This window comes from Variovorax nivicola (assembly GCF_051216475.1).
GTDB lineage: Bacteria > Pseudomonadota > Gammaproteobacteria > Burkholderiales > Burkholderiaceae_C > Variovorax.
The window spans coordinates 406,267-418,376 of record NZ_JBPJZK010000003.1 but is presented as its reverse complement, the minus strand read 5'-3'; the positions used below and the strand labels follow the sequence as shown (position 1 = coordinate 418,376).

At 63.5% G+C, this 12,110-nt stretch carries 12 protein-coding genes and 1 tRNA gene; 7 read left to right on the top strand and 6 right to left on the bottom strand.

The window, feature by feature from the left end; translation table 11 throughout:
* Positions 1 to 49: 49 nt before the first annotated feature.
* From ACSFBF_RS14645 to ACSFBF_RS14630, 4 genes are read right to left on the bottom strand one after another with little or no spacing between them, the layout of a single operon-like run.
* Positions 50 to 400 carry a cupin domain-containing protein gene (locus ACSFBF_RS14645; protein ID WP_093176862.1) on the bottom strand — a complete coding sequence of 117 codons (351 nt, stop codon included), beginning with the start codon at positions 398 to 400 and terminating at the stop codon, positions 50 to 52.
* Between the two features lie 25 nt (positions 401 to 425).
* Positions 426 to 1,253 carry a MetQ/NlpA family ABC transporter substrate-binding protein gene (locus tag ACSFBF_RS14640; RefSeq protein WP_435468101.1) on the bottom strand — a complete coding sequence of 276 codons (828 nt, stop codon included), beginning with the start codon at positions 1,251 to 1,253 and terminating at the stop codon, positions 426 to 428.
* A 31-nt stretch (positions 1,254 to 1,284) separates the two neighbouring features.
* On the bottom strand, positions 1,285 to 1,947 hold the full coding sequence (locus ACSFBF_RS14635) for a methionine ABC transporter permease (protein ID WP_007835547.1): 663 nt from the start codon (positions 1,945 to 1,947) through the stop codon (positions 1,285 to 1,287).
* Positions 1,940 to 2,809, bottom strand: coding sequence for a methionine ABC transporter ATP-binding protein (locus ACSFBF_RS14630; RefSeq protein ID WP_435468100.1), 870 nt, complete (start codon positions 2,807 to 2,809; stop codon positions 1,940 to 1,942). The genes ACSFBF_RS14635 and ACSFBF_RS14630 overlap by 8 nt, the downstream gene beginning before the upstream one ends.
* Positions 2,810 to 3,046: 237 nt before the next feature.
* Here ACSFBF_RS14630 and ACSFBF_RS14625 point away from each other — a divergent pair, with 237 nt between their 5' ends.
* The 7 genes from ACSFBF_RS14625 to ACSFBF_RS14595 all read left to right on the top strand — a co-directional run bounded on the left by ACSFBF_RS14625 (position 3,047) and on the right by ACSFBF_RS14595 (position 10,436).
* Complete coding sequence (locus ACSFBF_RS14625) at positions 3,047 to 3,859, top strand: MetQ/NlpA family ABC transporter substrate-binding protein (RefSeq protein WP_435468099.1); 813 nt, start codon at positions 3,047 to 3,049, stop codon at positions 3,857 to 3,859.
* Between the two features lie 144 nt (positions 3,860 to 4,003).
* Positions 4,004 to 4,753 (top strand): SIMPL domain-containing protein, encoded by a 750-nt coding sequence (locus ACSFBF_RS14620; RefSeq protein ID WP_435468097.1) that lies wholly within the window; start codon positions 4,004 to 4,006, stop codon positions 4,751 to 4,753.
* Between the two features lie 70 nt (positions 4,754 to 4,823).
* A protein-coding gene (gene prfB / locus ACSFBF_RS14615) for a peptide chain release factor 2 (protein ID WP_108137465.1) occupies positions 4,824 to 5,928 on the top strand; the annotation gives its coding sequence in 2 pieces (ribosomal slippage) (positions 4,824 to 4,904 and positions 4,906 to 5,928; 1,104 coding nt in all).
* A 3-nt stretch (positions 5,929 to 5,931) separates the two neighbouring features.
* Entirely contained in the window at positions 5,932 to 6,618 is a 687-nt protein-coding gene (locus ACSFBF_RS14610) for an HAD family hydrolase (protein ID WP_435468095.1), read from the top strand.
* Positions 6,605 to 9,298, top strand: coding sequence for an aminopeptidase N (pepN, locus tag ACSFBF_RS14605; protein WP_435468093.1), 2,694 nt, complete (start codon positions 6,605 to 6,607; stop codon positions 9,296 to 9,298). Before ACSFBF_RS14610 ends, pepN begins: the two co-directional genes overlap by 14 nt.
* A 23-nt stretch (positions 9,299 to 9,321) precedes the next feature.
* The gene (locus ACSFBF_RS14600; protein ID WP_435468091.1) at positions 9,322 to 10,335 is read left to right on the top strand and encodes a class 1 fructose-bisphosphatase; all 1,014 of its coding nucleotides are present in this window, start codon (positions 9,322 to 9,324) and stop codon (positions 10,333 to 10,335) included.
* A 25-nt stretch (positions 10,336 to 10,360) separates the two neighbouring features.
* Positions 10,361 to 10,436: transfer RNA gene (locus tag ACSFBF_RS14595), tRNA-Thr, on the top strand.
* A gap of 144 nt (positions 10,437 to 10,580) precedes the next feature.
* Here ACSFBF_RS14595 and ACSFBF_RS14590 read toward each other — a convergent pair.
* Positions 10,581 to 11,513, bottom strand: a complete 933-nt coding sequence (locus ACSFBF_RS14590) for a restriction endonuclease (RefSeq protein WP_435468089.1) — start codon at positions 11,511 to 11,513, stop codon at positions 10,581 to 10,583.
* 153 nt (positions 11,514 to 11,666) lie between these two features.
* Entirely contained in the window at positions 11,667 to 11,921 is a 255-nt protein-coding gene (locus tag ACSFBF_RS14585; protein WP_435468087.1) for a hypothetical protein, read from the bottom strand.
* Positions 11,922 to 12,110 lie beyond the last annotated feature (189 nt).

Sequence of the window (12,110 nt, the reverse complement as noted above, 5' to 3'; positions counted from 1 at the left end):
GGGAGCACCCGGTGTCATTCGCACGCACCCCGAACAAGAACGCCCTCCTTCACTCCTCGTCGGCGTCGTTACCCGTGAGGGACAGCACTTCTTCGACAAAGGCTTCGAACAGCGGCAGCGCGGCAGGCAGACCGTCAAGCGACTCGGCTTCGCCCGCATCGAAGAAATGCGGCTTGCCCGCCGGCATCGCTGCCCACTCGCCGGCTTCCAGCAGCAGCCCCAGGTAGCCGTCGGCAGTCGGCACATAGAACAGCCCCGCGCTGTCGAGCACGCGCTGCCCCTTCTTCTTGCCGCGCCCCCAGCTCACGCCCTGCCCGGCCAGGTGTTCGGTGATCCAGCCGTCGCACACATGCGTGTCGCGCCAGCTTCCCTGAGCATCGAATACGGCCAGAACGGGCATGAGGCGTCCTTTTCTTGAAGGAAGGTTATTGCAGGAAGCTGGGCTTGGCGTAGCCCTGGAACTTGCTGTCGACCACCGCCTTGAACTCCTTCGAGCGGTAGGCATCGGCGATGTCCTTGGCCCACTGGGTGTTCTTGTCGGCGGTCTTCACGGCGACCACATTCAGGTAGTAGTCGGGCGTCTTCTCGAGCACCACAGCCTCGGTGAGCTTCAGGCCCGAGGAGATCGCGAAGTTGCCGTTGACGATGGCGTATTCGGTGTCGCCCAGCGAACGTGGCAGCTGCGCGGCTTCGAGCGGAATGAACTTCAGCTTCTTCGGGTTCTCGGCCACGTCTTTTTCAGACGCGCGGATCGGGTCCACGCCGGCCTTGATGGTGATGAGCTTGTTCTGCTCCAGCAGCACCAGCGCGCGGGCCAGGTTGCTCGGGTCGTTCGGCAGCGTCACGCGGTCGCCTTCCTTCACGTCGGCCAGCGTCTTGCGCTTGGTCGAGTACACGCCCATGGGCGCGATCGGGCCCTGCACCAGTTCGGCGAGGTCGAGCTTCTGGTCGGCAGCGAACTTCTTCAGGTAGACCTGATGCTGGAAGAAATTGGCGTCGAGCGAGCCCTGGGCCAGCGCAAGGTTGGGCTGCACGTAGTCGTTGAACTCGACCAGCTTCACCTTGTAGCCCTTCTTCTCGAGGATCGGCACGATGCCGGCCTTGAGCTGGTCGGTATTGGAGCCGGCGGTGCCGCCGATCACGAGGTTCTTCTTGGCGGGGTCTTGCGCGTGGGCCTGCAGAGAAAGGCCGCCCAGAGAGAGGGCTGCCAGGGACAGGGCGAGAACGGAACGACGCAGGAATACGGTCTTCATGAGATAGAAAAAGCTTGGGAGAAAAGAAAGATCAACGCTTGTCGAGCCTGCTTGCCGTGGTGTTGCCCACGAATTGCAGGATCTGTACCAGCACCACGAGCAGCGCCACGGTGAGCACCATCACGTCGGTCTGGAAACGGTAGTAGCCGTAGCGGATGGCCAGGTCGCCGATGCCGCCGCCGCCCACCACGCCGGCCACGGCCGAGTACGAGAGAAAGCTCACGGCCAGCACTGTCAGCGCCAGCACCAGGCCCGAGCGGGCCTCGACCAGCAGCACGCGCCAGACGATCTGCAGCTCGGTCGCGCCCATGGCGTGGGCCGCCTCGATCACGCCGCGCGGCACTTCGCGCAGGCACTGGTCGACCAGCCGGGCCAGGTACGGAATGGCCGCGAACGACAGCGGCACCGCGGCCGCCAGTGGCCCGATCGACGTGCCCGCGATCACCCGCGTAAACGGCACCAGGGCCACCAGCAGGATGATGAAAGGGAACGAACGCACCGTGTTCACGAGCCAGTTGAGCACCAGGAACGCGGGCTTGTTCTCGAGCGACTGGCCGGGCCCCAGCAGGAACAGCAGGATGCCCAGCGGCCCGCCGATGAGCACGGCGGCCGAAAGGCCGATGGCCAGCATCATGAAGGTCTGACCGGTGGCGACCCACAGCTCGGGGAGGATGGGGGCGATGTTCTCAAACATAGGCCAGCTCCTGTGCACCAAGCTGCGACGGCGGGCGCGGCGAATAGGGTTCGCGCGCTTCGCGTTCGCGGCGGCGCACCAGTTCGTCGATTTCGCGGCCCAGCGCAGTCTTGCGCTCGACGCTCGGCGCGTCGACCGCGAACTGCTCCACCAGCCGGCCCTTTTCGAGGATGGCCACGTTGCGGCACAGCACCTCGACCACCGACAGCTCGTGCGTAACGATCACGATGGTCACGCCGATCTTCTGGTTGATCTCGCGCAGCGTTTCGAGCAGCGAGCGCGTGGTTTCGGAGTCCAGTGCCGAAGTGGGCTCGTCGCACAGCAGCACCTGCGGGCGCGGCGCCAGTGCGCGGGCAATGGCCACGCGCTGCTTCTGGCCGCCGGAGAGCTGGGCCGGGTAGGTGTCGATCTTCTCGGCCAAGCCGACGAGGGCCAGGCACTCGCGCACACGTGCGTTGATCTCGGCCTTCGAATGGCGGCCGTGAATCTTCAGCGGGAAGGCCACGTTGTCGAACACCGTGGCGTTCTGCAGCAGGTTGAACTGCTGAAAGATCATGCCGATGTTCTGGCGCGTATCGCGCAGTTCGCTGCGCGAGAGCGTGGTGAGGTCGCGCCCGCCGACGAAGACCTGGCCCGAGTCGGGCCGCTCCAGCAGGTTGATGAGGCGCAGCAGCGTCGATTTGCCGGCGCCGCTCTTGCCGATCAGGCCGAACACGTCGCCCTGCTGGATGTCGAGCGACAGCGACTGCACGGCGTCGAACACCTCGCCATTGGGCAAGGCGAACGATTTCTGCACCGATTGAAGACGGATGACTGGCGCCGCGTGATTGCCGCGGCCCGTGTCAGGCGTAGGGTGGGTCATGGAAAAGAAGCGCAGCCCGCGCAAAGGCAGGTCGCGGAGGTTCGCAAAAAGGTGCCGAGTATGAAAACAAAAGCGCCAGAAGGGAACGAACAAAAAGGATGCTGTTTATACGCATATGCACATAAGGAAATCTTGTAGCGGGCAAGACACGCCATATCGATATGCGCATTGGTTCGTTCCCAAACGCTGGCGGCAATGCCACATTCGCGCCTTCTTTTTTTGATTTCGCGCAACGACATGCACACCACTTTCCGCCGCCGCACCCTCGCCCTTGCCACGCTGGCCGCCGCCCTCTTCGCCGGCAGCGCCGCCTTCGCGCAGGACAAGAACACGCTCAAGGTCGGCGTCTCCGTCGGCAACGGCGAGCAGATCTTCGAGGTGGTCAAGAAGGTCGCCGCCAAGGACGGCCTGAACATCCAGGTCGTGGTGTTCAACGACTACCAGCTGCCGAATGCGGCGCTGGCCTCGGGCGACCTCGACGCCAACGCCTTCCAGCACCAGCCCTTTCTCGACAACCAGAACAAGGCGCGCGGCTTCGACATCGTGCCCGTGGGCCTGACCATCACCGCGCCGCTGGGCTTCTACTCGCGCAAGATCAAGTCGATCGACCAGCTGCCCGATGGCGCCTCGGTCGGCATCCAGAACGACCCGTCGAACGGCAACCGCGCATTGCTGCTGCTGCAGCAGGCCGGCCTGATCACGCTGAAGCCCGAGGCGGTGAAGAACAACACGGCCACGCCGCTGGACGTGGTGACGAACCCCAAGAAGCTGAAGCTGGTCGCTCTCGATGCAGCCCAGCTGCCGCGCTCGCTCGACGACCTGACCATTGCCTCCATCAACAACGACTACGCCGAGAAGGCCGGCCTGTCACTGAACAAGGACGCCGTGATCAAGGAATCGCCGAAGAGCCCGTATGCCAACCTGATCGCCGTGCGCCGCGCCGACAAGGACAAGCCCTGGGCCAAGCGCCTGGTGGCGGCCTACCAGTCGCCCGAAGTGAAGAGCTTCATCGAGACGCAGTTCAAGGGCTCGCTCGTGCCGGCGTTCTGAGGCGCTGATCCGACAGACGACGCTCCCCCTTACTTCTTGCCCCCTTGCCCTCTGTGCGCCCACGCCACGCCCAGAGGGCTTTTTACTGCTGACACGTATCTGAAGGTATCTTCCGGGCTTCATCCATTCCGGAGGGTACGCACCATGTTTTCCCGACACATCCTCGCCGCTGGCTTCGGCCTGCTGGCGCTGCTGGGCGCCGGCGCTGCTTCTGCGCAATTGCCGGGCCAGATCAGCGTGAGCGGTTCGGCCGCTGTGCGTGTAGCGCCCGACGAAGTGTTCCTGACGATAGGCGTCGAGAGCCGCGACGCCAACCTGCAAACGGCCACCCGCGACAACAGCGACCGCGTGGCCAAGGCGCTCGCGCTGATCAAGCAGCGCTACGGCATCCCCGAAAAGAACGTGCAGCTCAATTTCATCCAGGTCGAGCCGGAGTTCGACAGCCGGGTCAGCCGCACCGTCCCCGTGGCCTATCGGGCCCACAAGAGCATCGGCATCAAGATCACCAGGCTCGACACCTTCGAGCCGCTGCTGACCGACCTGTACGGGGTGGGCGTCAACCAGGTCGAGAACATCGAGTTTCGCAACTCCGACATGCGCAAGCACCGCGACAAGGCCCGCGAGCTGGCCGCGGTGGCCGCGCGCGAGAAAGCCGATGCGCTGACCTCCCAGCTGGGCGTGAAGCGCGGCAAGGCCATACGGATCAGCGAAAACTCCGGCTGGAACTGGGGTGGCTGGAGCGCCCGCTACCGGGGCGACCAAAGCATGATGCAGCAGAACGTGATCCAGTCCGCCCCGCGCTCCGAGGGCCAGGGCGAAGGCGCGGACGGCGACCTTTCGGTGGGCCAGATCAGCGTCACGGCCACGATCAACGTCGACTTCCAGCTCGAATAGCACCGCCGCGGGGGCACTTTCCGGCCCGTGAGAAAATGCCCGGTTTCCCCGAACACAGTCAGGACACCCCATGGACGCAGAACAGATCAACCAAATCGGCGCAATGCTCGCGGACCTGAGCGTCCGTACGGTCGATTTACGGAGGTATCTTTGACTACGATGCCAAAGCCGAACGTCTGAGGACGGTCAACGCATCGCTCGAAGATCCCAACGTCTGGAACGACCCGAAGAAGGCCCAGGAACTGGGCAAGGAAAAGAAGTCGCTCGACGACGTGGTCGTCACGCTCGACCGGCTCACCAACGGGCTCTCGGACAACACCGAACTCTTCGAGATGTCGAAGGAAGACGGCGACATGGACGGCCTGCAGGCCATTGCCGATGACGCCGCCACGCTCGAAGCCGACATCAAGCAACTCGAATTCCGCCGGATGTTCAACAACCCGGCCGATCCGCTGAACGCCTTTGTCGACATCCAGGCTGGCGCCGGCGGCACCGAGGCTTGCGACTGGGCCAGCATGCTGCTGCGCCAGTACCTGAAGTACGCCGAGCGCAAGGGCTTCAAGACGCAGATCGAAGACGAAACGCCCGGCGACACCGCCGGCATCAAGGGCGCGACCATCAAGGTTGAGGGCGACTACGCCTTCGGCCTGCTGCGCACCGAGACCGGCGTGCACCGCCTGGTGCGCAAGTCGCCGTTCGACTCGTCGGGCGGCCGCCACACCAGCTTCGCCAGCATCTTCGTGTACCCGGAAATCGACGACTCCATCGAGATCGAGATCAACCCGTCCGACGTGCGCACCGACACCTTCCGCGCCAGCGGCGCGGGCGGCCAGCACATCAACAAGACCGACTCGGCCGTGCGCCTGACGCACATTCCGACCGGCATCGTGGTGCAGTGCCAGGACGGCCGCAGCCAGCACAGCAACCGCGACGTGGCGTGGAAGCGCCTGCGCTCGCGCCTGTACGACCACGAGATGCGCAAGCGCCAGGAAGAGCAGCAGAAGCTCGAGGACAGCAAGACCGACGTGGGCTGGGGCCACCAGATCCGCAGCTACGTGCTGGACAACAGCCGCATCAAGGACCTGCGCACCAACGTCGAAGTTTCGGCCACACAGAAGGTGCTGGACGGCGACCTCGACGTGTTCATCGAAGCCTCGTTGAAACAAGGCGTGTAGACGATGAGCCTGACGCACGGCAAGGTCGAAGCCTTCATCTTCGACATGGACGGCACCATGATCGACTCCATGCCCTGGCATGCGCGCTCGTGGGTCGAGTTCGTGGCGCGCCACGGGCTGAAGCTCGACGTGAGCGACATCCTCGCGCGCACCACGGGCCGCACCGGCACCGAGTGCATGCGCGAGCTGTTCGAACGCGAGCTCTCCGACGAGGAGTGCCAGGCGCTGGTGCACGAGAAGGAAGAGATCTACCGCGCCATGTTCAGCGACAACTTCACTGAAGTGGCAGGCTTCACGGCCTTTGCCAAGGCCGCCGTTGCGCGCGGCCTGAAGGTGGCGGTGGGCACTGCCGGCGACAAGGGCAACATCGATTTCGCCATGTCGCGCCTGAAGATGGACCCGCTGCCGCTCGCCATCGTGGGCGGCGACGAAGGCTTCTCGGGCAAGCCCACGCCCGCCATTTTTCTCGAAGCCGCGCGCCGCATCGGTATTGCGCCCGAGCGCTGCATCGTCTTTGAAGACGCACCCTTCGGCATAGAAGCCGCCCGCCGCGGCGGCATGCGTGCCGTGGCTGTGTGCAGCACCCATACCGCCGCCGAGCTTGCCGGCCCCCATGTGATTGCCGCCGTTCGCGACTACAACGAACTCGCCCATTCGAATTTTCTGGAGACACTCGATGCTGCTACGTGACGCTCAAGGGCAACCCATTGCCATCCGCCGCGAAGACTATGCCGCTCCGGCGTACTGGATCGACACCGTCGACCTCACCTTCGACCTCGACCCCGCCAAGACCCGCGTGCTCAACCGCATGCAGATGCGCCGCAACCCCGAGATGCCGGTGCAGCCACTGCGCCTGGACGGCGACGAGCTGAACCTGGCGCGCGTGCTGGTCAACGGCCAGGGTGCTTCCTTCCGCATGGAAGGCGAACAGCTCGTCATCGACGGCCTGCCCGATGCCTTCGAGCTCGAGATCTTCACCACCTGCTGCCCCATCAAGAACACCAAGCTGATGGGCCTGTTCGTGAGCGAAGACACCTTCTTCACGCAGTGCGAGGCCGAGGGCTTCCGCCGCATCACCTACTTCCTCGACCGTCCGGACGTGATGGCGATGTACACCGTGACGCTGCGCGCCGCCAAGGCCGCCTACCCGGTGCTGCTGTCGAACGGCAACCTGGTCGAGCAGGGCGAACTGCCCGAAGGCCGCCACTTCGCCAAGTGGGTCGACCCCTTCAAGAAACCCAGCTACCTGTTCGCCCTGGTGGCGGGCAAGCTGGTGGCGCGCGAGCAGCGCATCAAGGCGCGCAACGGCAAAGAGCACCTGCTGCAGGTGTACGTGCGCGCCGGCGACCTCGACAAGACCGAGCACGCGATGAACTCGCTGATTCACTCGGTGCTGTGGGACGAAGCCCGCTTCGGCCTGCCGCTGGACCTGGACCGCTTCATGATCGTTGCCACCAGCGACTTCAACATGGGCGCCATGGAGAACAAGGGCCTGAACATCTTCAACACGAAGTACGTTCTGGCCAACCAGGCCACCGCCACCGACGCCGACTACAGCAACATCGAAAGCGTGGTCGGCCACGAGTACTTCCACAACTGGAGCGGCGACCGCGTGACCTGCCGCGACTGGTTCCAGCTTTCGCTGAAGGAAGGCCTCACCGTCTTCCGCGACCAGGAATTCAGCCAGGACCTGTGCGCCGACGCCTCGGCCCGCGCCGTGAAGCGCATCGAAGACGTGCGCGTGCTGCGCACCGCCCAGTTCCCCGAAGACGCGGGCCCCATGGCCCACCCCGTGCGGCCCGACAGCTACATCGAGATCAGCAACTTCTACACCGTCACCATCTACGAAAAGGGTGCCGAGGTGGTGCGCATGATGCAGACGCTGGTCGGCCGCAAGGGCTTCGAGAAGGGCATCACGCTCTACTTCGAGCGCCACGACGGCCAGGCCGTGACTTGCGACGACTTTGCACAGGCCATTGCCGATGCCAACCCTGAATCGGAACTCGCCCGCCTGCTGCCACAGTTCAAGCGCTGGTACAGCCAGGCCGGCACGCCCCGCCTTGCAGCCCACGGCGTGTACGACGCGCAGAACCGCAGCTACACCCTGAGCGTGGTGCAAAGCTGCCCGCCCACGCCGGGCCAGCCGACGAAGGAGCCCTTCGTCATTCCGCTGAACATTGGCCTGCTCGACGCCAACGGCCGCGAACTGCCGATGCAGCTCGAAGGCGAAAACGACGTGACCCGCGGCACCCGCACCCTGGTGCTGTCGCGCGCCGGCGAGCAGATCACCTTCGTGGGCCTCGACGCCGAGCCCGTGCCTTCCATCTTGCGCGGCTTCAGCGCACCGGTGATCCTCGACTTCGAGTACACCGACGCCCAGCTGCTCACCCTGCTGGCCAACGACCCCGACCCGTTCAATCGCTGGGAAGCCGGCCAGCGCCTGGGCCTGCGCGCCGCGCTGCAAGGCATTGCAGCACTGGCCACCGACACCACGCCGGTGCTTAACGACGCGTACATCGACGCCATGCGCAGCGTGCTGCGCAACCCGCAGCTCGACGCCGCCTTCAAGGAACTGGTGCTCACGCTGCCGTCGGAAACCTACATTGCCGAACAGCTCGACGTGGTCGACCCGCAGCGCGTGCACCTCGTGCGCGAAGCCATGCGCGCCCAGTTGGCCACCGCTCTCTTCGCCGACTGGCAGTGGGCCTATGAAGAGAACCACGACACCGGCGCCTACAGCCCCGACCCGACCTCGTCGGGCCGCCGCGCGCTGGCCGGCATGGCGCTCAACTTTCTGTGCCTGGCGGCGCGCGCCTCGGGCGACGTCGTGTGGCCGGGCAAGACGCTGCAGCGCTTCAAAGACGCGGGCAACATGACCGACCGCTTCAATGCGCTCAACGCACTGGTGTCGTCGGGCAACACCCTGGCGGCGCAGGCGCTGGCCCGCTTCCATTCGATCTTCAAAGACGAAGCGCTGGTCATCGACAAGTGGTTCTCGTTGCAGGCCGGCGCCAGCGACCGCGGCGGCGACATCCTGCCGCTGGTGAAACAGCTGATGAAGCACCCCGACTTCTCGCTGAAGAACCCGAACCGCGCACGCAGCGTGATCTTCAGCTACTGCAGCGCCAACCCCGGCGCCTTCCACCGCCCCGACGCGGCCGGTTACGTGTTCTGGAGCGAGCGCGTGATCGAGCTCGACGCCATCAACCCGCAAGTGGCTGCCCGCCTCGCGCGCGCACTCGACCGCTGGAGCAAGCTGGCCGAGCCGTACCGCAGCGCCGCGCGCGAAGCGATCGCCCGCGTGGCCGCCAAGCCCGACCTGAGCAAGGACACCCACGAAGTCGTGACCCGCGCCCTGGCCGGAAACTGAAGCAACCGAACCCCACAAGACACATGGCTCAACAAAAGATTTCCCTCACCCGCTACCTCGTCGAACAACAGCGTGCCGACGGCCTCATTCCCGGCCAACTGCGCCTGCTGCTCGAAGTGGTCGCCCGCGCCTGCAAGAGCATCAGCCAGGCCGTCAACAAGGGCGCGCTGGGTGGCGTGCTCGGCACCGCCGAGAGCGAGAACGTGCAGGGCGAGATCCAGAAGAAGCTGGACATCATCGCCAATGAAGTGCTGATTGAGGCCAACGAATGGGGCGGCCACCTCGCGGCCATGGCCAGCGAAGAAATGGACAGCATCTACGTGGTGCCCAACCGCTACCCGCAGGGCGAATACCTGCTCATGTTCGACCCGCTCGACGGCAGCAGCAACATCGACGTGAACGTCAGCATCGGCACCATCTTCAGCGTGCTGAAGAAGCCCGACGACCACCCCGGCGTGCAGGAAGGCGACTTTCTGCAGCCCGGCACCCAACAAGTGGCCGCCGGCTACTGCATCTACGGCCCGCAAACGACGTTGGTGCTGACCGTGGGCAACGGCGTGGCCATGTTCACCCTAGACCGCGAGCAAGGCAGCTTCGTGCTGACGCAGGAAGACATCCAGATTCCGCCGGACACGAAGGAATTTGCCATCAACATGAGCAACATGCGCCACTGGGACGAGCCCATGAAGCGCTACATCGACGAATGCCTGGCCGGCAAGGAAGGCCCGCGCGGCAAGGACTTCAACATGCGCTGGATTGCCAGCATGGTGGCCGACGTGCACCGCATCCTGATGCGCGGCGGCGTCTTCATGTACCCGTGGGACAAGCGCGAGCCCGAAAAGGCCGGCAAGCTGCGCCTGATGTACGAGGCCAACCCCATGAGCTGGCTGGTCGAGCAGGCCGGCGGCGCGGCCACCAATGGCAAGCAACGCATCCTGGACCTGCAGCCCACCAAACTGCACGAGCGGGTGAGCGTGATGTTGGGTTCGCGTAACGAAGTTGAGCGGTTGACCCAGTACCACGCCGAGAAGGCGTGATTTCTTGGCTATAATCTGAGGCTTCGCCGGTGTAGCTCAGTCGGTAGAGCAGCTCATTCGTAATGAGAAGGTCGGGTGTTCGATTCATCTCTCCGGCACCAAAAAAGCAAAAGCCCGCTATCCAAAAGATAGCGGGCTTTTTGCGTTTTTGCCTCCGCGCAGTCACACCTGACCGGCGTGTCGCCTCGTTTTCCACTGCACCTCTTTATGAATCAGGCCTTTCAAGGCCCTACGCCACAGGCTGACTAGACAGATTCTTCATCAAAGTAATCACTGTCCAATTTGGGTACTTTGATCGTTCGGGCTGAAACCCCAACCTCATGGTCGATCATGAGTTCAGCCATCCGCGGCCCATCAACCAGAACTATGCGCTCAACCGATTTGGCAAATTCAATTGCTTGGGAGGTATAGCTAGACGTCGTAATGAAGACGCCCTTGTTGGCTCTCTGACCAGCCAAGGCACCATAGAAGCCTTGGATCTCAGGACGCCCAACGGTACTCTGCCAACGTTTGGCTTGAACGTAGACTTTCTCCAGACCCAACTTGTCCAGGGAAATAACACCATCAATACCGCCATCGCCTGAACCACCGACACGCTGAAGGTCTGCGCGGCTGGCGCCGTATCCCATTCGGTGAAGTAGATCAAGAACGATCGTCTCGAAGAAAGAAGGTGAGACAGAGCTGAGCGAGTCCAAGAGTTCCGCTGCAACAGATCGACGTAACTCTGAAAGAGCTTCCCCGAGGCGATCATCAGGGCTAGTGACGGCAGATTCGGCAGGAGGAACTTGGAGCAACGAGGGCGACGCGAGCGATTCGCCAGTCGGCGACGGTTTCAGTCGAACATCGATGAATCCAATTGCCAGCTGCTCCACTTCTTTTGGCAAGAGCGTGGCTGGATGCTGTGCCACAAAGGCCCTGCCTTCATCGGTAAGTTGCCAAAATCCACGGCGAGGGCTGCTAGAAAGTCCAGCACGTTTTAGGCGATCGTGCGCCCAGCCGGCCCGATTCTTATATATAGGTTGCGTTCCACTCGGAAGCAGTTCTTGGCGATCGGGCTCAGAGACGCCGAGCGCCTGCGCCGCCGCCTCATGCGCATCGCGAGCCGGCGCACCATTTGGCTTTGCGGCAAGAAACCGAAGGACCGGCTCGATGAACTTATCGTAGGTGGGAACAGTCATGACGCATTTTCAACTAAACGGTGCGAGAGATCGCCGCTTTTGCTGCGCTGCCCCAATTGATCGAGCGTAGCCGGAGCGAGTGTTCAACGACATGGCAACGTCCGCGATCACCGTTCCCGAGCTAAGGCTCCTTTGCCTGTGGCGATCGTCCTCCTAGGACTCGACTAGCGGCAATATTTCATGCAATAGGCGCAGCGCATCGTCCGCCAAATCCGCCGCAATCCACATGATGTTGTCCCGGTGCGTCGCCCCAATCGCATCGAACCACTCACACCCGTCCCCATAGCAGCAACTCAACAGAGATTGCAATTGGGTCAACTTGTTCTCAAGAGTGCCTGACGCGTCCTGCTCGTGGATTGCGTCGTCAGAAACGGGCGAGTTCTGCCCGGCGATAATTCGATCAGCCATCTGGTGTGCTCTCTTTCCAAAGTCATGCACGTCACTTGGTCAGACGGCCATGGTGTTAGCGCACCTTGGCCGTCGCCTTTTGTGCCTCACATCGACATCGCTGCGGTGTGCATCGATGTCCCGCCGTGAGGCGCGGCGGACCTTCAAATGTATGGGAGAAGCGCGCTGGCGAACGCCTCCATGCAGTGA